Annotated in this window: 19 protein-coding genes; 6 read left to right on the top strand and 13 right to left on the bottom strand. The window is 42.9% G+C overall.

What is annotated here, in order from left to right; genetic code table 11:
* Nucleotides 1–26 precede the first annotated feature (26 nt).
* On the top strand, nucleotides 27–746 hold the full coding sequence (locus tag AAFF35_RS25720; RefSeq protein WP_342329380.1) for a polysaccharide lyase family 7 protein: 720 nt from the start codon (nucleotides 27–29) through the stop codon (nucleotides 744–746).
* A 42-nt stretch (nucleotides 747–788) separates the two neighbouring features.
* On the opposite strand, the gene AAFF35_RS25715 is transcribed toward AAFF35_RS25720, so the two are convergent.
* The 6 genes from AAFF35_RS25715 to AAFF35_RS25690 all read right to left on the bottom strand — a co-directional run bounded on the left by AAFF35_RS25715 (nucleotide 789) and on the right by AAFF35_RS25690 (nucleotide 11,765).
* Nucleotides 789–1,283, bottom strand: a complete 495-nt coding sequence (locus AAFF35_RS25715) for a hypothetical protein (RefSeq protein ID WP_342329379.1) — start codon at nucleotides 1,281–1,283, stop codon at nucleotides 789–791.
* 87 nt (nucleotides 1,284–1,370) lie between these two features.
* Entirely contained in the window at nucleotides 1,371–2,828 is a 1,458-nt protein-coding gene (locus AAFF35_RS25710; protein ID WP_342329378.1) for a glycoside hydrolase family 30 beta sandwich domain-containing protein, read from the bottom strand.
* Between the two features lie 19 nt (nucleotides 2,829–2,847).
* Nucleotides 2,848–5,148: a glycoside hydrolase family 3 N-terminal domain-containing protein gene (locus AAFF35_RS25705; protein ID WP_342329377.1), complete on the bottom strand. Its 2,301-nt coding sequence runs from the start codon at nucleotides 5,146–5,148 to the stop codon at nucleotides 2,848–2,850.
* Nucleotides 5,149–5,201: 53 nt separating this feature from the next.
* Nucleotides 5,202–6,629, bottom strand: coding sequence for a RagB/SusD family nutrient uptake outer membrane protein (locus AAFF35_RS25700; protein WP_342329376.1), 1,428 nt, complete (start codon nucleotides 6,627–6,629; stop codon nucleotides 5,202–5,204).
* A 13-nt stretch (nucleotides 6,630–6,642) separates the two neighbouring features.
* On the bottom strand, nucleotides 6,643–9,549 hold the full coding sequence (locus AAFF35_RS25695; RefSeq protein WP_342329375.1) for a TonB-dependent receptor: 2,907 nt from the start codon (nucleotides 9,547–9,549) through the stop codon (nucleotides 6,643–6,645).
* Nucleotides 9,550–9,863: 314 nt separating this feature from the next.
* Nucleotides 9,864–11,765 (bottom strand): 7TM diverse intracellular signaling domain-containing protein, encoded by a 1,902-nt coding sequence (locus tag AAFF35_RS25690; protein ID WP_342329374.1) that lies wholly within the window; start codon nucleotides 11,763–11,765, stop codon nucleotides 9,864–9,866.
* 147 nt (nucleotides 11,766–11,912) lie between these two features.
* On the opposite strand from AAFF35_RS25690, the gene AAFF35_RS25685 reads away from it, so the two are divergent.
* The gene (locus tag AAFF35_RS25685; protein WP_342329373.1) at nucleotides 11,913–12,821 is read left to right on the top strand and encodes a DNA glycosylase; all 909 of its coding nucleotides are present in this window, start codon (nucleotides 11,913–11,915) and stop codon (nucleotides 12,819–12,821) included.
* Here AAFF35_RS25685 and AAFF35_RS25680 read toward each other — a convergent pair.
* The 4 genes from AAFF35_RS25680 to AAFF35_RS25665 form a co-directional block, all read right to left on the bottom strand.
* A complete protein-coding gene (locus AAFF35_RS25680) occupies nucleotides 12,810–13,658 on the bottom strand; it encodes a methylated-DNA--[protein]-cysteine S-methyltransferase (RefSeq protein ID WP_342329372.1) in 849 nt (282 codons plus the stop codon). The genes AAFF35_RS25685 and AAFF35_RS25680 overlap by 12 nt on opposite strands.
* 62 nt (nucleotides 13,659–13,720) lie before the next feature.
* Nucleotides 13,721–14,353, bottom strand: coding sequence for a MarR family winged helix-turn-helix transcriptional regulator (locus tag AAFF35_RS25675; protein ID WP_342329371.1), 633 nt, complete (start codon nucleotides 14,351–14,353; stop codon nucleotides 13,721–13,723).
* 21 nt (nucleotides 14,354–14,374) lie between these two features.
* The gene (locus tag AAFF35_RS25670; RefSeq protein WP_342329370.1) at nucleotides 14,375–16,690 is read right to left on the bottom strand and encodes a hypothetical protein; all 2,316 of its coding nucleotides are present in this window, start codon (nucleotides 16,688–16,690) and stop codon (nucleotides 14,375–14,377) included.
* Nucleotides 16,620–17,666: a hypothetical protein gene (locus AAFF35_RS25665; protein ID WP_342329369.1), complete on the bottom strand. Its 1,047-nt coding sequence runs from the start codon at nucleotides 17,664–17,666 to the stop codon at nucleotides 16,620–16,622. The genes AAFF35_RS25670 and AAFF35_RS25665 overlap by 71 nt, the downstream gene beginning before the upstream one ends.
* A gap of 112 nt (nucleotides 17,667–17,778) precedes the next feature.
* Here AAFF35_RS25665 and AAFF35_RS25660 point away from each other — a divergent pair, with 112 nt between their 5' ends.
* From AAFF35_RS25660 to AAFF35_RS25650, 3 genes are all read left to right on the top strand, one after another.
* Nucleotides 17,779–18,189 (top strand): Rrf2 family transcriptional regulator, encoded by a 411-nt coding sequence (locus AAFF35_RS25660; protein WP_342329368.1) that lies wholly within the window; start codon nucleotides 17,779–17,781, stop codon nucleotides 18,187–18,189.
* Between the two features lie 58 nt (nucleotides 18,190–18,247).
* Complete coding sequence (locus AAFF35_RS25655; protein ID WP_342329367.1) at nucleotides 18,248–18,898, top strand: NAD(P)H-binding protein; 651 nt, start codon at nucleotides 18,248–18,250, stop codon at nucleotides 18,896–18,898.
* Nucleotides 18,899–19,023: 125 nt separating this feature from the next.
* Nucleotides 19,024–19,596 (top strand): HPP family protein, encoded by a 573-nt coding sequence (locus tag AAFF35_RS25650; RefSeq protein ID WP_342329366.1) that lies wholly within the window; start codon nucleotides 19,024–19,026, stop codon nucleotides 19,594–19,596.
* A 5-nt stretch (nucleotides 19,597–19,601) separates the two neighbouring features.
* Here the strand turns inward: AAFF35_RS25650 and AAFF35_RS25645 are convergent, their stop codons facing one another.
* Both AAFF35_RS25645 and AAFF35_RS25640 read right to left on the bottom strand, forming a co-directional pair.
* Nucleotides 19,602–20,342, bottom strand: coding sequence for a ThuA domain-containing protein (locus AAFF35_RS25645; RefSeq protein WP_342329365.1), 741 nt, complete (start codon nucleotides 20,340–20,342; stop codon nucleotides 19,602–19,604).
* A gap of 15 nt (nucleotides 20,343–20,357) precedes the next feature.
* Nucleotides 20,358–20,726 (bottom strand): hypothetical protein, encoded by a 369-nt coding sequence (locus AAFF35_RS25640; protein WP_342329364.1) that lies wholly within the window; start codon nucleotides 20,724–20,726, stop codon nucleotides 20,358–20,360.
* A 189-nt stretch (nucleotides 20,727–20,915) separates the two neighbouring features.
* Between AAFF35_RS25640 and ssb the strand changes: the two genes are divergently transcribed.
* Nucleotides 20,916–21,257: a single-stranded DNA-binding protein gene (gene ssb, locus AAFF35_RS25635; protein ID WP_342329363.1), complete on the top strand. Its 342-nt coding sequence runs from the start codon at nucleotides 20,916–20,918 to the stop codon at nucleotides 21,255–21,257.
* A 49-nt stretch (nucleotides 21,258–21,306) separates the two neighbouring features.
* Here the strand turns inward: ssb and AAFF35_RS25630 are convergent, their stop codons facing one another.
* Nucleotides 21,307–23,373, bottom strand: coding sequence for a TonB-dependent receptor (locus tag AAFF35_RS25630; RefSeq protein ID WP_342329362.1), 2,067 nt, complete (start codon nucleotides 23,371–23,373; stop codon nucleotides 21,307–21,309).
* Nucleotides 23,374–23,476 lie beyond the last annotated feature (103 nt).

The raw sequence follows: 23,476 nt of genomic DNA, 5'->3' as shown, positions 1-23,476 counted from the left end.
ATTGTAAACCAAATTATTAAACGATTATGAAATTAATGCCATTATTCAGCGCAGCAGTACTCTTGTCTTTTTTTCAATTGTCCTGCAAAAAGAATGAAAACCCGATACTCCCGCAGGAGCAGATTGCTGCAAAGACACAGATGTCTGGCCAGGAGGTCGGAATTAGTGCTCTGACTACCGGATGGACGCTAACACCGTATACTTATAATATCCAGACCCCTCACGACCTGCCGCAGTCCGACCGTTATACCTATTCAGGTGGACAGCATACGTTCTGGATTTATCCTGACGACAGCCCGCATACGCCAACGAGCAATACCGGACCAAGGTCTGAGTTCAGGATGAAAAATGACTACCTCCTGGGGAAACACCAGTTTGAAGGAGATGTATACATCGTTCCCGGTTCAACAGGAACAGATGTCATGCAGGTTTTTGGAGGAGTTACCAATGCCACGTCTTTTATGATGAAAGTATTCTCTGCAAATAATGGCACCTTGAAACGTTATGGCAGTCAGACACTAATGACCAATGTGTACAGCAGATGGATCCATGTAAATGTACAGCATGATGCCGACAATGGTAAAATCTATGTGTATTTGGATAATGCACATGTGGGCACTTTTGACGACCGTGGACAGGCCACCCATTACTTCAAATGTGGTACCTATAACATTGAAGGTAACCGTTCAGAAACCCGTTGGAAAAACATCAAATACTGGAAGAACGGTCCGATCGGGGTTCTTTAAAAAAAGAAAGGGTTCTCCCTTATCGGAGAAACCCTTTCTTTTTTATTTACAGTCTACCGGATTAAAAGTAAAGTGATCGTCAAACTTTAAGCGGGCACGATTTACAAAAGTGAATTTGCCGTTTTGCTCTTTCATCTCCCCATATCCCTCATAGAGTTTTCCTTCTTTTTTCAGGAAGACCACCTGTCTTACTGACCTCAATCCTTCCGAATCGAAAGTGTAATCTGCAATGATGGTATCTCCCTTCATTTCTCCTGCAATTGTTCCATGGTTCTGATCCTTTTGGAAGATGTTATAATGAAGCGTTCCGGTCAGTTCTTCTCCTTTGAGCTGGAGCTTTATGGAAGCAGTGTCCTTTTTGTTAACGTATAAATAGCAACTGCTGCTGTTTTCAGGAGCCGGATTGGTTGGGCTGAAAGTCGTATCCAGTGCAATCATTCCGGTGGTATCTTTTGCCTTCTTTTCTGCATTGTTACTGGTACAGGAGGCCAACATTGCAGTCAGTCCTGCAACTAAGAAAAAAGCTTTTTTCATCATTACTAAAGTTTTATTTCTGAAAATGCTGCAATAGCCTTGCCAAAAAGCAGAAATAAAAAAAGCCCTGCGCTGTGCAGGGCTCTGGTATTAGTTGGATCGTGTGTTACTTTTCCAGGTATAGGTTCCGGCGGAACCTGCAGGAAGGGTAGTGCTAACCAGCATTCCATTGTATTTGATATGGAAAGTCTGAGGACTTCCGCTCGTGTTCATTGCAATCAGGACAATCTTTCCTTCAGGAGTCTTAAAAGCCACATTCTGAATGTTGTCCTGCTGGTTAGAAGAAACGCGGAGGGAACCTGCGCCCACAAATTTTGAAGCATGACCGATCACATAATAGGCCACATTTCTGCTGACCTCTTTACCGATCGTAATGGCGCCCAGGCAGCTGGTACATCCGCCATCCGGAGTAAATGGACGATACTGCGGATCTGCGGCTAAATTCCATTCCAGTACAGTTTTACTCCAGTTGCGGGTTGCCCCAACAACTAAAGTCGAAACATGCCATTTTAAGTCTTCAGCGAAATTTCCGGGACCACCTACCCATTGTTCGGTGAAGTACAGGTTTTTGTCAGGGTGTGCTTCCTGTACTTTTGACAATGCAGAGATGTTTCCTCCATAAAGGTGAAAAGCAGAACCGTCAATATATTTATTTGCTGCCGGATCGTTCAGCACCGTAATCGGATAATCAGGACGGTCGGCATTGTGGTCATAAATAATGATTTTCGTTTTGATGCCTGCGGATTCAAATACCGGACCCAAGGCATTTTTGATGAAATTGGTTTGATCTCCGGCGGTCATATACATGCTCGGATTGTTTCCCGGATGCAAGGGCTCATTTTGAATAGTTATGGCGTCTATGACGATCCCTTGTGCCTTCATTGCCTCAATATACTTGACGAAGTATCTGGCATAGGCCTGATAATATTCCGGCTTTAAACTTCCGCCACGATACCCTTGATTGTCTTTCATCCAGGTCGGCGCCGTCCATGGAGAACCCATGATCTTAATTTTTGGATTGATGGCGATGATCTGTTTCAAAACAGGAACAAGGTCTGTCATTTCCTTTGCGATAGAAAACTGTTTCAATTCAGGATCAGTCTGCCCTGCCGGCATTTCATCATAAGTGAAGGTCTCCGCACTGAGATCGGAAGCACCAATACTTAACCTGAGGTAACTGATGCCAATTCCATTGCCTGTGGTAGAGAAGAGCTCTTTTAGTAAAGCCGCCTTTTCAGCTTTGGGAAGCCCGTTGATCAGGCTGGCGCTGCCACCTGTTAAGGTATAGCCAAAGCCATCAATCGTTTGAAAAGTTTTGGTATCATCCACCACGACTGTCGTTCCGGTTTTCATGGCGGTATTAAAGAACATCGGCACATTTTGTCGCTGTAGCAAGGCTGATTTATCACCGTTCGTTAGCCAGAATTCCACTTGTGTGTTTACTGGTTTTTCGGATTTACTGTTGTCGCCGCCATTTTCAGCACCTTTTTTTGTGGCACATGAACTTAGGGCAAGGGCAATCAGTACGCTTATATTAAGTAATTTCATAAGGTTTTATGCTGCTGAATTAAGGGATATAATTAAAGGTTACTTTCTGGTCTCCGATCTGTAGGCTAAATTCTCCTGCTTCGGTAACCAGCTTATTCTCGGTATTGATGAAACCAATATCTGATGCATCGATTTTAAAAGTTACTGTTTTTGTCTCACCTGCTTTCAATTCGATCTTTTCAAATCCTCTCAGACGTTTCACATCAGGAGTAATCAAAGTAGCCACTAAATCAGACGTAAATAACAGGACCGTCTCTTTTCCATCCACTTTACCGGTATTGCTCACATTGACCGTGATGTTCAGGTTTTCTCCTTTTTTAAGGGTATTGCTGCTCAATTTCAGCTGGTCGTATTTAAACGTCGTATAACTTAAGCCATGACCGAAAACATATTGAGGGTTATAATCCGAATCATAGTTGTAAACACCTTCTGTAGTTCCTTTAGATTCTGAAGGTTTATGGTAATAAGTAAACAAGGCGTTAGGAAACTGTGGATAGGTGTAAGGAAGTTTTCCGGAAGGGTTAACCTCACCATATAAAACATCCGCAAGGGCATCACCACCAAAGTTACCCGGAAGGTAGGTCTGCACAATCGCATTCATTTTCTTCTCAAATTTGCTGATCACACGGGGTCTTCCTTCATTCAACACCAGGATCACTTTTTTACCCGTAGCAGCCAGTTTCTGAGCCAGCTCTGTTTGCAGGTCCGACAGGTATAAATCGTTCATGTTTCCCGGTGATTCTGTATACGAGTTTTCTCCAAGACACAAAACAATCACATCTGCATTTTTTGCTGCGGCGATGGTTTCTTCCATTTGATCTGCATATTCGTCGTAATATTTGCCATCCATCTTATAGCTTACGCCAGGCAGGTAGCTTACATTTTCTTTTCCTGCTTTATGTTGCAATGCTTCCAGAATGGTGTTGTACTTCGCTGCAAATTCTTCTACTTTTTCTCCCTGCCATGAATAGGTCCATGCCCCGTTCAGGGTTCTCATGGAATTGGCATTGGGGCCGGTTACGAGGATTTTTGTTCCTTTGGCCAATGGAAGGATCTGATCTGTGTTTTTCAACAAAGTGATTGATTCTGCTGCAGTTTGATAAGCAGCCTGCTCAAATTCTTTACTTCCGAATTTTGGATAATCTTTAGGATTGGTGGTTGGTTTTTCAAAAAGATTCAATTCATATTTTACCCATAGGATTCTTCTCACCGCATCATCAATACGTGATTCTTTTACTTTTCCTTCTTTCACCAATGCAATCAGGTTATCGCAGAAGGTCTCGTAATTGTAAGCAATCATAGACATGTCGATTCCGGCATTGATGGCAATCATGATCGCTTCTTTATCGTCTTTGGCAATGCGGTCTCTTTTGTAAAGATTTTCGATATCTCCCCAATCCGTTACTACCAGACCTTTGAAGTTCAGTTCTTCTTTCAACAGTTCTGTAAGGATATGATAGTTTGCATGAACAGGAACACCGTTGATGATTCCTGAATTGATCATAATGGTTTTTGCACCAGCGTCAATTGCCGCTTTAAAAGGAGGCAGGTGATATTCTCTTAAAGCCTGGTCTGAGATAAATGCCGGAGTTCTGTCTTTCCCTGAAACGGAAACCTGATAACCCAGGAAGTGTTTGATCGAAGAAGCTACTTTTTCCGGATGTGCAACGCTTCCGTCTTCTCCTTCATAACCTTTCACTGCCGCAACGCCCAGTTCTTTGATCAGATAAGGGTCTTCACCAAAGCTTTCCCATTGACGTGGGAAGCGTGGGTCTGCACCAAGATCAAGCAAAGGAGCAAAGTTCCATGGAATAGAACTTGCACGGGTTTCATAAGCCGTAATCGAAGCGCCATTTTTAACCAATGAACGGTTAAAGGTAGCTGCCTGTCCGATTTGCTGCGGGAACATGGTGGCACCAACGGTATAGGTGGCACCATGGATTTCATCCACGCCATAGATTACAGGAATCTTATTGGGTGTTTGTTTCATCGCCACATGCTGGATCTTGCTGATGATGTTATACCAGACCTGCGGTGTTCTTGCCCTGTTATTCGACGTATTCAGGACCGAGCCTACATGGTATTTTACCAGGACTCTTTGCAATTCTTTTTCGTCTAAACCAAAGGGCTCGTCGCTTTCAAAACGTCCTTTTCCTTTGCCAATTACATCCAGGGTAATTTGAGCCATTTGTCCGACTTTCTCTTCGAGACTCATCTTTTTCAGCAGGCTTTCCACTTTTGCCTGGTTATTGGTTTGGGCATTGGCTGTACCTAAGCAGCCGGATAGGAGCAATAAAGAAAGGGTTCTTTTTAATTTCATGTTGTGTGCTTAAAAAAGAGGAGCGCCGGAATTGAAGCGCTCCCCCCGGAATTTTATTTATTGATATTCGGATTTCTGTCGATTTCTTTCTGAGGAATCGGCAGTTGAAGATTTGCATTCGTAATGTTATAGTTGAGTGATGCCCCTGTACCATCTTTTTGTGCGTTCATCACCGCTACAGCTCTGTTGGTACGGATGAGGTCGAACCACCTGTGACCTTCAAATGCCAGCTCCAGGCGACGTTCTTTTTCAATAGCCAAACGCATGTCAGCCTGATTTGCAGCAGGAGTTCCCAAAAGGTTAACGCGGCCTCTGATCTGATCTACCAGTACTTTGGATTGCGCCCATCCTCCGGCACTGATCTCGTTTAGTGCTTCAGCTTTGAGGAGGATAATATCTGCCAAACGAAGGATATAAGTGTTTGTTTTATCGTCCAGCCTATATTTGTTAATAAAGGGGTAATTGTTTTTTGACCAGTAAATATCTGCCCAGCCTTCCGTTGCCACATTTTTAAAGGTAATACTGGAATTTTTACGAACCACATCACCTTCGTCTTCAAATGCCTTTACCAGGTCATTTGTTGGGGTGCAGAACCTTTTCCATCCTGAGCCAATCAGCAAGCCGGGCATCCAGTTTCCACGTCCCTGAGGACCACCCCATCCATCGTACTGCATTTCCCAGATCGCTTCGGAATTGTTTTTGTTGGCACCACTGAACAATCCGTCAAAACTACCAAACAGGCTATAACCCCCGTTAATGGTTGCATCGGCATATTGGTTCACTTTGTTCCAGTCGGGATTTGGTTTCGTCGCATATACTTTAGCGAGTAAAGCATTGGCAACACCCTTGGTAATGATCCCTTTGTGAGGGGCAGTAGTCCTGGTATTGGCCAGGGCGAATTCAAGATCTTTAATGATCTGCGCATATACCTGATCTACGCTTGATTTCGGAGCCTGCATCTCTGCCAGATTTGTAGCCGATTTCAGTACCAATGGCACCGGACCCCAAAGGCGGACAAGATGGAAGTAATAGTAAGCCCTCAGGCCGGAAGCCTCTCCAAGAATCTGATTGCGTCTGTCGCCCTTATCAAGCTCCGGATCTTTGATATTCGGTACATTTTCCAACACTTCATTCGCGTCTTTAATATTGCTATAAAAGCCCCTCCAGTCTCTTTCTACAATTTCATTGGTAGAAATGCTTTTGAAAAGATCCAGGTCATTGATGTTGGCATTGTCTCCTCCTGAGTAAGCATTGTCTGCACTCACGTCTCCGTTGATCATAAAATCCCAGATATTGGCATCGTTGTACATGCTTCCGTAAGCACCGGCAAGTAATTTTTCTGCTCCGGCCAGATCCACAAAGGCCACATCTCCGGTAACCTGATTGAAAGGTTTTTTATCGAGGAAATCTTTTTTACAGGCAGTCTGCAGACTAATGGTAATCGCTGCTGCCGTGATGATTGAATATAATTTAAGTTTCATGATGTTCTAATATTTAAAATCCAACGTTTACACCAAACAGAAAGCTTCTGCTTTGCGGATAGGTTCCATAATCGACGCCCATCTGAGGACCATTTGAACTGTACTGGTTCACTTCAGGATCCAGTCCCTTGTATTTGGTGAAGGTGAGGATATTGTATCCTGTAGCAAACAAGGTGAGTTTACTCATTTTCAACCTGCCTAGTGCTGTTGCCCCAAAATTGTAAGAAAGTGTGGCTGTTTTCAGACGGAGATAAGAAGCATTTTCTACAAATCTGCTGGAGGTTAATGAATTGTTGACATCATCTTTTACTGCTTTAGGGATATTGGTATTTGTATTGGAAGGCGTCCACCTGTTTAATACCCTGTCAGATTGGTTTTTAGCGTCAATCATTCCCTCGAGGTCAATTCCTGAAGCATTGAACAACTGATTGCCTTGTACTCCCTGGAAGAAAATATTTAATCCAAAATTTCCATAAGTCAGGTTGTTGGTGATACCATAAGTGAAATCCGGTTGTGCGGAACCAATAAAGGTTCTGTCGTTCGCATCAATTTTTTTATCGTCGTTTAGGTCCTCGTAAGTGGCCATTCCGGTTTCAGGATTAACTCCGGTAAATTTGTAACCATAAAAGCTTCCCAATGGCATTCCTTCTACCACGCGTACGGCAGAGGTCCGTCTGGCAATTGGTGCGAAATCGAGTGAAGCTGTCGTTTCTCCAAGGCTCGTTACCTTATTTTTATTGAATGAAATGTTCAAATCTGTTGACCAGGTAAATTTCTTGCGGTCGAAGTTTTTGGTGGATAAGCTAAACTCCAATCCCTTGTTTTCCATAGAGCCGATGTTAAATGCCTGTTCTACGAAGCCTGAAGAAAGTGGAAGTTGTACATTAATCAACAAGTCGTCCGTTTTCTTTAAATAAGCATCTGCGGTAAAGGTCACCCTATTGTTAAACATCGTTAAATCCAAACCAATATTTGTCTGAGTCGTCGTTTCCCAGGCAAGGTCTTTGTTCTCCGGATTTTTCAATGTATAGGTGTTTTGGGCATTGATCTCATACAATTTCATATAAGAATAATCGCCGATTCCTTCGTCATTACCCACTTTACCCCAGCTTCCTCTGATTTTTAAATCGTTAATGGTTTTGCTGTCTTTCAGGAAATTCTCTCCGGAAATTCTCCAGCCTGCAGAAGCTGAGGGGAAGTACCCAAACTGATTGTTTTTGCTAAAGCGTGAGGAACCATCCGCTCTGAAATTGGTGCTGAATAAATATTTGCTGTCGTAAGCATAAGTAACTCTCGCCAGATAAGATTGTTTGGCCCACTGTGCTCTCTTTGGAATCGTTGGCGATACCGAAGGTTTTTGTGGAATGGTGCCGGTCAGGTCAAAGAATCTCGTCTCCTGGTAATCACGGTATTTATAATCGGATTCCTGAATGGTGTAACCTGCGGTTGCGCCGAAAGCATTTTTTCCGAAATCTTTTTTATAGTTCAGGATATTCTCATTTAGCCAGACATGATCACGGGTATGGTTGTTTCTGTATATTCCGCGTTCCTGACGTCCATAAGTAGTCTTGAAGGCGTCCAGGGAATAATCATAGAAATTCTTGTTTAAATTGGTACTGATGGTAGATTTAAAAGAGAGGTCTTTTGTAAAGTTCAGCTCTCCGCTAAATGCACCGATAAACCTGAAATTGCGGGTTTTGTTTTTTGCACCAAAGGCCAGGGCTATAGGATTGTCCCATCCTCCTGCATTTGGCAGTGTAGTATAGGTGCCATCAGGATTGTAAATTCCTATGGTGGAAGGCGTATTCAGGGCGGATAAGATCACACCTCCATTGGCCACGCCATTGTTGTCAGATACATCAATCGAATTTCTGGAAGTCAATGCCGCATTTGCTGTGAATTTCAGCCATGAGGTCGCCTTTTGAGATCCGTTGAAATTGAAGGTATACCGGTCTAATTTAGCCGGAGCAACCACACCTTTGTCCTGCTGATAGCCCGAAGACAGGTAATACTGACCTCCCTTGCCGCCACCGGAAATCGCCACCTGATACTGGTTTTGTGTTCCCGTACCAAAGGTTTCTTTTTGCCAGTCGGTATTGCTGTCGCCACCAAACGTGGTATAACCCAGTTCTTTCTGCAGCGTAATGTATTGCTCATTGTTCAATACTTTTTGCTTGCGCCAGAAGTTGGAAAATCCGGTAAAAGCATTAAAGTCTACTTTCACTTTTCCGGAAGTCCCTTTCTTGGTCGTGATCAATACCACACCATTCGCACCGCTTGATCCATAAATGGCAGCTGCGGAAGCATCTTTTAAGATGGTTAGAGACTCAATGTCATTGGGATTGAGGAAACCAGCAGTTCTGGAGGTGATTCCGTCAATTACGTATAAAGGACTGTTAGATGCAGTAATAGAGGTGTTTCCACGAATACTAATGGTAATATCTGAACCTGGTTTACCAGACTGTGAGCTGACCTGTACACCCGCCGCTTTACCTTGAACAGCCTGTAAAGGGCTCGTGATCGGTTGGTTTTTAAGGTCTTTTGAAGTAATGGTGGTGACTGCCGTAGTCAGGTCTTTCTTGGTTTGTGTTCCATAGCCGACTACAATGACTTCATTGAGTTGGTTGTTGTCTTCACTGAGATTGATGTTTAGCTGGGTTCTGTTGCCAATAACCTCTTCGATCGTTTTATAACCGATGAAAGAAAAGGTTAAGGTTGCATTTGCAGGAGCACTAAGGGAATAACTTCCGTCAGCGTTGGTCATCGCTCCTTTACTGGTTCCCTTTACTTTAACAGAAACCCCCGGAAGTGGCAAACCCTGATGGTCCTTTACCGCTCCTTTGATGTTGAGCTCCTGTGCCATACTGATGGAGATCCCACAGAACAGACAGAAGATGAAAAGAGTAAACTTTTTTCTCATAATTTTTGCTTTTGTTTAATTGAATTTGATGTGATAAAGTTAAGGTTCCTTTAATGTTAATTCCTAGTGAATGAACTAATTTATTTTGCGTAAATATCTGATAATTAGATTGTTGTGTGTGTTTTGATACGCTTTGGTACCATAGGTGAGAATCGGCCTAAGTGCTGATATACAGTGCTTAGAGGTAGGAGTAGGCCGGGAACAGATGCTGGTGTTGATACGCTTAGGTACCCTTGTCTTTATCGTGTCAAAAAAAATGCAGACAGGTCAAAAAGTACAATAAAATTGCGCGTTTGAGCGCTTTCGATGCTTTATTAGTCGAGCACGAGGAGGCTCCAGCCGTTTTTATTTGCTTTTTTAAGTTGGGTTTTTCGCTCTTCCATCACCTGTTTTATTCTGGAACCATAGGTCCAGCAAGTGCTTTGCCGGATGCCTAAGATCTCCGCTAATTTATGGGAGGAGATCTTACCTTTCGAAGAGAAGATCAGGAAGATCATATAAAAAGCTTTCACGATTGGAATCCGGGTATTGTGGAAAATGGTATAGGTGGTCACCGATTCTTCATAACTGCATTTGCTGCAACGTCGGCTATAGGCAATATGGCCGTTATAATAATGGTCGTTCTTACACTTCCTGCAGGTGTAACCATCTTTCCATTTGAGCTCGGAAAGGAATAAATTACAGCTTTCTTTATCCGGGTAAATCTTACTGAACTCTTCGAAATCCACATCGGCCGACATCACCCGGTCGCGGGTAACTTTCTCCACATTGGTCTGCAGTTCCTGATTGTCCTGTTCCAGTAAGGTGTTCATTCTGGAAATCTCTTCTGCCTGTTGTTTCAACAGATCATTGGCCTTCTGCAGTTCCCCATTTTTGGCTTCAATGATCAATGATTTATGGAAAACCTCTCTGGTTCGCTCCTGAACCTGACTTTCCAGTTCTTCATTCAGGCTGTCTTTTAACTTCGCATTCAGCGCCATCTGACGGATCATCTGCCGTTGTACTTTATCTTTCTTCTTTTTAAGAATACTGACCTTATCGCCGATCGCAAAAGAAAGAAAGACCATTTCCAGGATGAAACAGAAGCTGAGGCTGTAATAGCTGATGACCCCAAAATTCAAGGTGTCAAAGCCCAGCATGATGAGAAATTTAAGGAGAAAACCTGCAAAGAGGAAGCTATATCCCAAAACAAAGAAACGGGCAGGGAGATAACCCTGTTTGTAAATGTATATTCCTGTAAAAAAGGCAACGGCAAGGGGAATGGCATCAATGAACTTATAGTTGAACAGGTTCTGGTTGAATGCCAGACAATATAAAAACCAAATCGTCCGGATGGCAATAACGATCAGAATCAGCTGATTGAGCTTCGGCGCTTTGGACTTGACAAACAACAGTTCCCGGGTAAAGAGCAAGGCAAAAATGCTGACGGCATAAAGGGAGAAAGCATAAGCCGTCTGATTCCAGACCGGGTGGTTAGGCCAGAGATACTGATAGGCAATCCCATCTGTGCTCATCTCAAAAAAGCCAACACTCAGGTTGTAAAGCACGTAATACAGGTATTGCTTTTGGCGCATGGCGATAAACATGATCAGGTTGTAAAAACTAAATACCAGGATCATCCCATAGAAAATGCCGAAATAGAAGTACTCGTCTACCGCATAAGAGATAAACCAATCTACAGAACGAAGTACAATGATGGCATCACCAATCTGTGAAGACTGAATCTTGAAATAATAGGTCTGCACTTCATCACTATTGTTGGAGAGGTAAAACTCAAAATTCTTATGCTGTAACCTGCGCTCCTCAAAATTAAAGCGGTCGCCAAACTCCCTGATCTTGTAACTTCCATCCTGCTGTGGAATATAGGCGGTCACATGGTCTAAGGTCTGGTCAAAAAATTCCAGGAGAAAATATTTCTCCGCCTTGCTGTTGTGTTTTATCTTAATCCTGAACCAATAAGGAGAATTCAGCTGAATGGTCTGTGGGGTACTCCGTTTACTGGCTACAAAGTTTTTGTCGTATGCTTTACTGTGAATCTGTTCAAAACTGAGCTTATTCTCCGGATCATGTAGCATTTCAATCTGTTTAAAGGAGAAAATATGCTGGTCAATCTGATCGCTTATAGTGACCGCTTCCTGCGCTTCTGAATGTTTACTCGTTAGCAGGAAAAGAATCAGGAATACTACTTTACAGTGGAATAAGAATTTTGATGACATGCGGCTACGGCGAAACTAAGGGTAATGGATGCGGACAAAGATCGGAAGAATTTTTATTCTTCTTCGATCTGTAGGTCCGAATCTTATCCAAATGGCATTTTAGCAAGAATCAGATTTAATTCTATGTTCAATTGCCTATTTTTGAAAATGGGTAAACGCATACTTAGCATATCAATACCTCCTGATTTTAGCTTTGGAGAATGTCTGTGGTTTTTAGACCGTGATTTCGACGATTGTATGCTGAAAGTAAACAGGGATGGCCTGAGCAAAGCCCTGTTGCTGAATGAAAGTGTGGTTCTGCTGAACATCAAAGCCGATGCAGATCAACTGCTGATCTCTGTCTTGCAGGGGGAGCTGTCGGTCGATGAGGAACCGGCTCTAAAAAAATATATAGAAGATTGGTTTGATATGGGGCTCGACCTGAGTCCTTTTTATACACTACTCGCCAAAGACTCTCGATTGGCCTTTATGGCAAATGCCTACCATGGTCTTCGGCTGGTCGGAATTCCGGATATGTTCGAAGCCATTTGCTGGGCGATTATCGGACAACAGATCAACCTTACCTTCGCCTATAAATTAAAAAGAAGACTGGTAGAACGATATGGCCGGCGACTAGACCATCAAGGCGATGCTTATTACCTGTTCCCAGATGCTGCGGTATTGGCCGAAGCCAGTGTGGAAGAATTGCAGGGGATGCAATTTTCCAAAAGCAAAGCGCTTTACCTGACCCTCATTGCCGGGGCTTTTGCCAGCAAGCAGCTTAGTAAACAAGGACTGCTGCAGCTGCCTGACCTTGCTTCAAGACAAAAGGCCCTGATGGACATCAAAGGGGTAGGGCTATGGACTGCCAATTATACCCTGATGAAATGTTTGAAAGAAAGAACCTGCATCCCCTTCGGAGACGCAGGATTATTAAATGCTTTGCTGATGCATGGCATCATTGCGGATAAAAAACAAGCCCTGGAAATCCAGAATTTCTTTTCTGCTTATCCCACATGGGAGAGCTACCTTGTTTTCTACCTTTGGAGATCGCTGTCCAAACGATCAGAGGCTTAAATCTGTTTGTGCCGCTTCCCAACCAATCATGGCGGTCTTCCGCGGACTACCCCAATGGTATTGACCCAATTCTCCTGTAGATTTGATCACCCTGTGACAAGGAATCAGAAATGCGACGGGATTATCGCCCACTGCCGAACCGACTGCTCTGGATGCTTTAGGGTGGTCAATCGCAGACGCTATCGCCGAATAGGTTGACAATTCACCGACTGGTACTTTAAGTAAGGTTTCCCAAACTTTAATTTGAAAATCTGTCCCTTTCAGATGGAGTTTCAGTTCCTGTAGCCTGCTCCAGTCTTTCCCGAAAATATATAGCGCATTTTGCTGCATCATGTCCAGAACCTGACGGTATTTAGCGTTGGGAAAGAGCTGCTGGAGTTCCTGAAAGGCAAGGTCCGGATCATCTGCAAAAGCCATATAACAAATGCCCTTAGGCGTTGCTGCAACGATGAGCGAGCCAAAAGGACTCTCCGCAAAACTATAATTGATCTGAAGCTGCGCGCCACCGTTTTTATACTCGCCGGGAGTCATACCCTCAATTTTGATGAAAAGATCATGAAGCCTGCTGGTCCCTGACAATCCGGTTTCGTAAGCGGCGTCAAATAAGGTACTTTGCTGGTCTTTCAGAATTCCTTTAGCATACTCTATACTCAGGTATTGAAGAAATTTCTTTGGCGTAACACCTGCCCATTCCTTAAACATCCGTTGAAAATGAAAGGGGCTCAGATATACATGAGCGGCGACATCCTCTAATGAAGGTTGTTGTTTAAAGTTGACCTTTAAATAATCAATCGCTTTTTCAATTCTGTGGTAATCAATTTGATTTAATGTTTCCATGTTTCGAAATTTACAATTCAAAACTACGCTAAGCAGCAAGGAGATAAAACCCGAAACTTGCGCTATTTCTTTTCCTGCTGATGCCCTGTAATCAATTCTTCCAGGTGTTTATGGCGGTTTTCTGAGATTAGGGTGTTGTGTTTTTTCCCGGTATCGGACAAGAGGTTAATCAGCATCTTTTTATTGGATCCGGCAAGGTCCTGATACAACATATGATCTGCTTTAGAGAGGAGGTCACGAAGATTAATAAGTATCTTTTCTCCTTGTGGACTGAGTTTTACGAGCCTGGCTCTTTTATCCATTGGATCATTCCTTTCCTGGATCAAGCCTGCTTTTTTGATCCTGTTGAGAATGTCGATCCCGGTTGATTGTTCAAAAAATACCGCGCTTACAATGTCAGATTTTCTGGCTTCTTTCTGCTGATCTATTTCTTTCATGAAATAAAACCATTCCAACTCTATTCCGGGGATTTCTTTTAATAGCGCTTTGGCATAAATGACATGAATGGCGTTAAGCTGGTTAATGAGACTGGCCAGTTGGGCGTCGGAGTCTGAAGCCGGGACTTCAACCGGAGTATCGTCGGTCAGGCCTTTGCTGTTCAGCAAATAATGACTGCAAAATTCCGCCACCGAAGCAGCGGGATTTTTGCTTTCATAATCGGCCCAGGCCGTAATCAGTTCTACAACTGGTTTCATCGATGTTGCTTTTTAAATAGGTTATCGGGCCTTGCTCACATATTTCCTGAAATACCCGCATTCATTTAAGACTTCCTGGTAGAATCTGGTATCTGCATACTGTTGCCTCATGACAGAAAAGTACCTGCCGAAATAAACCGGATCTGTCTTTACACTCCAGTAACCTGCGTTCTTGTTTTCCGGAAGCTCATACGAACGGTTATAGCTTTCATTTCGCTCACATTTGCTGGCCATGAAAGTGCACCTTGCCTTTTGTTCTTTGCTCTTTGTCGCCTCCCTTGCAATGAGGTAATACTTCTCTGCAATTTTTCCGGAAAGCAACATCGGGCGGAAGGGTGCGGGAATACCCATGGCATAACTGCTGTAAGAATCGGTAAGTTCTGATTCGTAAAATGCCCTTGCATTTCCATAATGGGTAATGTTGTAATAGGCATTGGCAAGCAGGTTTGCATTGTTATAAACGTTTCTGCCGGCAGTAAGCTCATCTTTCAGGTTTTTCATCATCTTGAGCATGCTCATCGAACTGAATTTTTTAGACTGTGCCATCTGATGGTCGCAATCATGACAATCGTTGATACGCATGTTGAAAGGATTTCCTAAAAGCAACCTATCTGCCCTGTTGCTTTTTGCTAAAAATGTAATCGCCTCATCCAGTCTTTCCTGATACACCAATACCGTGGCCTGGAAGAAATAAAGATCTTCCAGTTTGTAAGGGTAGTAATGTAACATGGCCTTTTCAAAAGGAGTCTGATTGCTTTTCTGCATCAGAGTTTTCAGGCTTTCAATATTTTGGTTGTTCGTGTAAAATTCATTGTAATTGCTGAAGATATTGGCTTTTACAGGATCGCCTTGTTTTTTATAAAGGTTAGAGATCACCACCAGACTTTCGTTCAGAGACTGATAGAACCTAAGGTCAGGGATGGTGTCTTTTCCCTCTTTAAGTCTGGCAAACCAGTTTAAAGGCTCTACCATTTTAGCCTCGGCCTTTGCGTCGATCTTTTTCAGTTGTCTGATGTATAAACCCCAGTCCAGAATCTTGTACTGAGCCATGATCAGCGCATTGTCTTTAGGAAGTTGTGTTTTTGCAGCCTGATAAAATTTCGCGGCCTGAGTATAGTTCTTACTCATGAAGTTCAGGTACCCTGCGGCAAGGTTCCAGAAATACGGTTTGGAGGTATTGTTTTTCAAAGCGATACCACTCACCAGGGCTGTATTTGCCCTTAAGGTTTTTGTCGAATCCTCTTTTCCTCCCCAGTAACCAGAACGACTGCTTTCGGTGATATTGACCACCCTGCTCAAGAGCAGGTCTAATTTTTCTGATTTTGGATCTAAAGCTACAATCTCCGGAATGGCCCGCTCTGTATCAAAATAGATGCCCAGTAAATGCCAGAGCGTGATTTTCTCTTCCTTGGTTTTGGCCATCGCCAGACTCTGCTTCCAATCGGCTTCCTCGTTTGGATGAAAAGCCCATTTTGCAGGAATTTTCATCTCTGAAGCATAATCGTAGCAAAGGCTGAAAAGGTAGTTGGAAGTTGCATAATCTTTCGCCAGGTAATGTCTTCCTGCAACATAACCCAGGGTTCTGTAATAGATCATGTTTTTCGGGAAAGTATCTTTATAGGTATCAAATGCTTTGATCAGCTGTGAATCTTTAACAGGTTTAACCCCTGTGCTTCTTTCCAGAAAATAATAATAGCGAACCAGCTGGAACCAGAGGCGTTGCTTGATAAAGGTATCCTTGGTTTTTTGAAATGCAGTCAACAAGGACTGTTCCATTGATTTTGGCGCAGCATAATTTGGTTTCTCATCCCAGCCATAATATTCCTGATATTTTGCGGAAAATTCTTCAGCAGATTTGGCCAGTGTGAGGTAATCAAAAAAGGAGTTGACCTGTTTCTTGTCCAGTTTCAATGTTTTTAGCTGAGGCATGCTGTCGGGCAGGACTTTAATTTTGCCCTGGAAATTTTGATATACAGAATCAATTCCTTTAGCACTGGTCTTTAGCAAGAGGTATTCCAGGTCTTTTTTACTCAGTTGTTGTCCAAAGTAATCGTACCATTCTTTTACAATCTGATCGTTGTAGCGGGTGTTGGTATTGTCATCTCTATACGTGTAATCTTTGGTGTAATAGGTCGAAAAATCGCTGTAAAAGAATGGGGTATATTCCTTAGCCACAAAGGCTTCAGGGCTAAAGCTGGAAAAGTCATCGGAATAGCCATAGTCTGCGCAAGCCCAGACCACTCCACCCACAGAGAGTGTGCTAAGGCTAAAAATGAGCAGAAATTTCTTCGAAATCTTTTGTTTTAAATGTTGAAATGTTGAGGTTGCCAATTTCATAATAGATGATGGTTTTTTGTTCTTTTTTATTCAAATGTTCGGCCAGTTGTATGGTGGCCTGTTCTAATAATGCTTTATCTGTTTCTTCCAGCTTGAAAAGATCATCGGTTTTCACGTAAATCCCTCCGGTAAAGAAACTCCTTAACGCTTTATACACGTTTTTATGTGCAGTAGGCTGAAAATTTTCCGGGTTACTCAGTTCTTTCTTTCCGATTTTTCCATATACCTGGATGATTTCGCCATTCCGGATGTGAATTGACCAGGAAAATAGCGGTAAGGCAATGTCCAAAGGTAAGCCGTATTTCGGAAGATAGCTGATATAAGTTGCCGCATCTTTGGGATTATAGATGGAATTTGGATCTTCGGGCTTTGCAGAGAGTTTTCCCATGTTGTAAAACATGAGGATTCCTCTGTCTACAGGAGGAATGCCGGTTCTGACCTGGTATTTTACCTGGTGGAGCCTGATGGTTGCTTCCAGTTGTTTTTTGCTGATGGCCTTAAAGGTTTTCAGAAACTGAAAGTATTTATCTTTCGTTCCCAGGCTCCAGTCGCAATCAAATTGTACACTTTGATAACTGATCTTTTGCGCTTGTGCAAGGTGCTGTAATAAGGTATTACTTTGCATGGCGAGGCTATCCACGCCAGCAACGCTTAATTTTTCAAAGGTCTGATTGGTAATGAAGACTACGGGGGTCAGCTTTGTTGTTTTTACCGGTTCCTTAAAACTGATGATCGCTTCAGGATGCGCTTTTCCGGCATAGGTATTCCATTTGATATCGAAGAAGCGCAGGTAAAGTTTGCCGGCGGCAACTTCATCCAATACCTGATGTTGTGCTTTATTTAAGGTTAAGGTTTGCTTCCAATAATAAAATGCAGCATCAGCTTTGCTTTCCCTTTTACAGGAGGAGAGGGCAAATAGGAGCAGGAGGCAGGCTAAAAAAAGACGGTGTAAAAAAGAACCTGGGATCATCATCATGGGGAAGCAACTCAATAAGCAGACAAAGTTAAACTTCTTCGCCGATCTTAAATATTTTTTGGAAATAACAATTATAGCATTACCTTTGTACTGTAATAAAAATAATTACAGAATGAACAACGCAAGATTTGCTATTTCTTTACACATCCTGACATTGCTTGAAAAAGCAAAAGGGGAGTTGATGTCTTCCGACTATATCGCGGGGAGTGTCAACATCAACCCTGTTCTGGTAAGAAAGGAGCTGATCACTTTAAGAAACCACGGCTTTGTGGGGAGTAAAGAAGGTAAAAACGGAGGGAGTTTTCTGGCTAAACCTGCAAACACAATCACTTTAGATCAGGTTTACATTGCAGTAAGACAAAATAACTTGTTGGGTACTTCTAAAAATGAACCCAATCCACATTGTGCAGTGGGTAAGCAGGTAAGTCAGCATTTAAAAACATTATATGACAATACAGAAAAGGTATTAGTTAACGAATTGTCTAAAAAAACATTAGCTGATTTCAGTGATCAGTTTGATTGATTTTTTTTAACCATAACTGTAACAAATAACATTACAATATAACTAAAAAATAGAAAACATGAAAGTATCATTAATTGGAGCAAGTGGCTTCGTAGGGTCAAACATTTTAGAAGAGCTGTTAAACCGTGGTCATGAGGTTACGGGAATTGTAAGAGATGCAGCGAAAGTAAAACAAAGCAATGCGCATCTGGATGTAAAAGAAGTAGATGTATTAAATACGGAAGCATTGGCAGCAGCGATTGAAGGCGCCGATGCGGTAATCAGCGCATATAACGCAGGTTGGACCAATCCAAATCTTTACGATGATTTTGTGGCCGGTTCAGAAGCCATTCAAAAAGCAGTTAAAGCCTCAGATGTAAACCGCCTGATTGTAATTGGTGGTGCCGGAAGTTTAGAAATCAACGGAAATCAATTGGTTGACGGACCAGATTTTCCTGCCGAATATAAAGCAGGTGCTACTGCTGCCAGAGATTACCTGAATACCATCAAAAAAGAAGAAGAACTGGAATGGACTTTCTTTAGCCCTGCCATAGAAATGCATCCTGGCATTACTGCCGGACGCACGGGTCAATACCGTTTAGGTGCGAACAGCCCGGTTTTCAATGAAGAAGGCAGAAGCATCCTTTCGGTGCAGGATTTAGCGGTGGTGATTGCCGATGAACTGGAAAACAACAAACACCCAAAGCAAAGATTTACAGCTGCTTATTAAGCAGGGAATCAGAAAGGTGTTCCGGAACAAGAGCTGCGGAACACCTTTCCATTTGGTATAAAATTCGGATAAAGACTAGTGTTTCACTAGATATTGTGTTACTTTTGCGGCGAATATAGATTCGGATGCCAGGAAAGATCATTAGAAAACATTACCGCAGAGCAAGGTACGTACTGTACCGGGAGACTTTAATTGATGCAAAGGAGCATGTCTTAACCTTTATCGGTTCTTTTGTTGGAATCGGTTTGATTGGTTTACTCAACAGCCAATACCTGGTTGCCAATGATAATTTATTCCTGATCGGCTCATTTGGTGCTTCTTCGGTATTGATTTATGGCATCATTAACAGTCCTTTGGCGCAACCCCGGAACCTGATCGGGGGGCATGTCATCTCTGCCATCATTGGCGTAACCATCCTGAAGCTTTTTCCTTCTGAACTCTGGTTTGCAGGAGCATTGGCGGTTTCGCTGTCAATTGTAGCCATGCAGATTACGAAGACTTTGCATCCACCAGGTGGGGCTACTGCCTTAATTGCGGTGACCGGAGGAGCAAAAATCAAAGCAATGGGATACCTTTATGTCCTCTCCCCGGTATTTACCGGTGTCTTGATTTTATTTATGGTTGCCCTGGTATTTAACAATATGCGTCATCGGAAATATCCTGCCAAACCGATTTTTAAGCGAAGAAGAATCCACTAAGTTTTTTAGTTTTCCATTCGCTTTACGCCCATTGCATATTGAATTCCTCCAAGCAGGTGTTGTAAAAAAAGAGGATCAGTATAAGATTCTTCCGTATGCCCGAGTCCGGTATAGAAAGCCCTTCCACCATCAAAATCATGATACCAGGCCATAGGGTGGTTTGCCCCGTTGCTTCCTCCCTGATAGCTGTTTTCATCGATGCTGATGAGGACCTTCAGATCGGTGGAAATGTCTTTGAAATTGTACCATTCGTCTTTTCTTTTCCAGACCTCTGGTAAATGTGCTGTGGAAATCGTTTTGCGGTTAAGGACATTCAGTTCCGCAACTTGTTGTGCCGGATGTTTTACAAAATAGGCACCTGCAAGTCTTCCATACCAGGGCCAGTCGAACTCCGTATCAGTAGCTGCATGTACGCCCACAAAACCTCCTCCTGATTTGATGTATTGTTCAAATGCCTTTTCTTGTTGTTCATTAAAAATGTCACCGGTAGTATTGAGAAAGACAACCGCCGCATATTGTTTAAGGTTGGTTGTGTTTATTTTTGTCGCGTCGGTAGTGCTGTCTGCTATGAACTTATTTTCCATCGCCAGACGTTGGATGGCCATAATTCCGGCGGGGATAGAGCTATGGTGAAATCCGGCAGTTTTGGAAAAGATCAGAATCTTTTTTTTCTTCGCGAAACTGTCGCTGTTAAAGGAGAGCATCATGGAGAAGGTCAGCAATAGAAAGGTGTATGATTTAAGCATGTTGATGGGTTTAAATCATAAAGATATCATTAATCCTTTATATTCGGTAACGAGTAAATATTCGTCATTTTCTAAAGAAAGATAACCGTATTCGTAGCAGAAATGATAGGTGTTCCCCTTTTTGTTTTGATAGAGGTGGGTAAAATAGTCGAGCCTGAATCCGGTAGCCAGCAGTTGTTGCCTGCTGATTTTTATTTTTCCATCCGGATTTAGCCGTTTCAGGATGTCCCTGTTTTTCCTGAGGATTTTATTAATGACCTTCAGGGGATCTTGCCCGGGGTGTTTGTGCTCATTATTGTAATTGTTCCGGCAGTGCTGACTGCAGAATTTCTGATCTGCCCGACCTTTCAAAGGCAGCTCACAATCTAAACAAGATCTTTCCATTTCTCCTGGATTTCGGTTAAAACAAGTTTAAGTTAATAAAATTTCCTGATTAAACGTTTATAAGCGTTTATAACCGATTATAAGCGCTTAAAATAAGGAGGATTATTTGAGGAATGCAGAGGTTTGTATCGTCGGCAATCAGGGCGGTTGCTGTTCGTTAAACCATAGATAACCTAATCATTTAAAGAGATGAAAAATTTCAGAAACAGTGTGTATTTAACAGGACTTGCAGGAACAGATCCAATTGTAGTGAACTTCTCCGATGAGAAAAAAGTGGCCAGAGTAAGCCTGGCAATTAATGAGTTTTTTAAAAATGGTGCAGGTGAGGCCGTGTGTCAGACACAATGGTTCAATCTGGTTTTCTGGAATAAGAAAGCAGACCTTGCCTTACAAATGATAAAAAAGGGAGCGGAAGTCAGTATTGAAGGAAGTTTGAATGTACAAAGCTATACCGATAAAAAAGGAGAACAGCGTCTGACGACCGAGATCTTTGTGAACCACCTGGAAGTAGCAGAGAAAACGGAGGCCTAGCCGGGCACATCATTGTTGGTGTGTTCCAAACATACCAACAATGATGTAGTTATTTCCTCTTAAACTGAAGGCTTAATCCGGCGTAAAAATTTCTTCCCGCTGCTGCATTAAAATACCTTCCTGCAGCGGCATTTAAATCATTTCCAAGACTGTATTTTTCATTTAACAGGTTGTCTGCTCCGGCAAAGAACTCCAGTGGAGACTTACTGGCTGATCGGTATTTCCAGCTCAATCTCGTCTGGATCAAATGATACTTTCTGGCATAAACGGTATTGGCATCGTTGAGGGGCAGGCTGGAAGTGTAATTGTGCTGGGCAAATAAAGACCATGTTCCGGCAAATTGAACATCTGCACTGCTAATCAGCATGTGTTTCGGAACACCGGTAAGCTGGTTGCCGGAATAGTCGGAAGTTTTATCACTGTAACGGTTAAATTTGAATTGACTCAAGGTATAAGCATTACGCAGTTGTACTCCCCGGATAAATTTTGAAGCATTAACCGGAATAAGCCAGCCGGAGATGGAAGTTTCCAGGCCCCATTGCTTTGTACCTCCTGCATTGATAAAATATTCGGAACCGCCGGTATTCAGGCGCCTGACAATGGCCTGCTGCAACCGGTAATAGAAACCGGTAAGATCAGCCTGAATTCTGCCTTTAGGATCCTGAAACCTGATTCCGCTTTCATAATTCCATCCGGACTCCGGTTGAAGGTCGGTATTGATGACATTATCCGATGCCCTTACCTCGGCGATGGTAGGTGGAGAGTATCCTTTGCTAATGGCGCCCCGTAAGGATAAGCTGGGAGCAATTAAATAAGACAATGCGACTCTAGGCATGAACTGAAGGTCAAAGCGGTTGGTTTTTCTGTTTGTCGCAACAGGGAAAGTGCTGTTATAGGCATATTGGTACCAGTTTGTACTGGCGGATAACTCCAATAACCACTTTTCCTGCAAATCAATGGTTAACTGTGCAAAAGCCACATTGGAAGCAGCTTTCAGTTTATCGCCTACTTTCAATGCGGTGGCGTTCCCCTGGTCATTGCCGTAGTTGTTGATGTCAGAGGCAGTTTGCATGCTTTCCAGTCCCAGGTTGAACCTGTAATTCAGCATTTCCGTTTGACGGTAATATTCCAGATAGGAGCGGAGCCCTAAAGTGAACTCTTTCCTTTTCTCATAGTTGGTGATAAACGGATTTTTGAAGTCGGTATAAGAAGAAAAAACAGAGACAACATGCTTCAGCTGCTTATTGATCTGCCAATCATGGGAAATGCCTCCAAATATAGTTTTACTAAGGATTCCCGCATTTTGCTGTATGGCACCTTTGAGGGCGCCGTCCGCAGGTCTCGATCCTTTTGGGTTTTCCTGATATTGTACCTCCGTTAATCCACCTGGCGTCTGGTACTGAAGATCAGAATAAAAGATCAGTGCTTTAAGGCTTCTGTCTTTCGCATAGTTGTATTTTTGAAGGGCCTGAACATATTTTTTACTCATCCCGCTATGGTCCCGGTATCCGTCACTGCGCTGATAAGCCTGAGTAATATTCAGGCTGTATTTGTTAAATTGTTGTCCGAGGCTGAGCTGCTGCCGGAAGCTGCCATAGGCCCCTGCTTCGATCTTCAGACTGGCTAATGGATCGCCAATATTGTTTTCCTGAGGCTGAATCAACACCACCCCACCTGAATTTGCACCAAAAATGCTTCCTTGTGGTCCTTTCAGGATCTGAATCTGACTTGCTCCGGCAACTTCAAGCGCATTGAGGTAACTGTTTCCTCCGGCATCGGTTAAGGGGAAATCGTCAAAATAGATTTTCACATTTCTGACGCCGAACGGAGAACGCAATAAACTTCCGCGTATGGATAAACGGTAGCTTCCCGGTGAACGCTCTTCCATTCTCAATCCGGAGATGGTATTCATGGCAGAAACAAAAGATCCGCCTGGTTGCTTTTCCAGTAAAGAAGCATTGAGGAGACCTATAGAACCTGTGGATCTCAATAATGGCTGCGTAGAAAAATAGGGCCGGATCTGAACCTCTTTTAACCGCTTTGTGGTATCCTGTTGCTGTTGTGCAAATGTGGAAAAGGAAAGCAATAATAACGAAGTGCCTAAAAGTGTTTTCATCTTTAACAAAGCTAAAATTTATGGCCAAAGAAACGCGTCTTTAGCTGGCTATTTTGTCAGGGATTTTGGCCTTTATTTAATTGGTTTGAGATCATTAAAAGAC

Source organism: Pedobacter sp. FW305-3-2-15-E-R2A2 (assembly GCF_038446955.1).
Taxonomy (GTDB): domain Bacteria; phylum Bacteroidota; class Bacteroidia; order Sphingobacteriales; family Sphingobacteriaceae; genus Pedobacter.
Note: the sequence above shows the minus strand (reverse complement) of the source record. Positions and strands in the feature narration are given on the sequence as shown.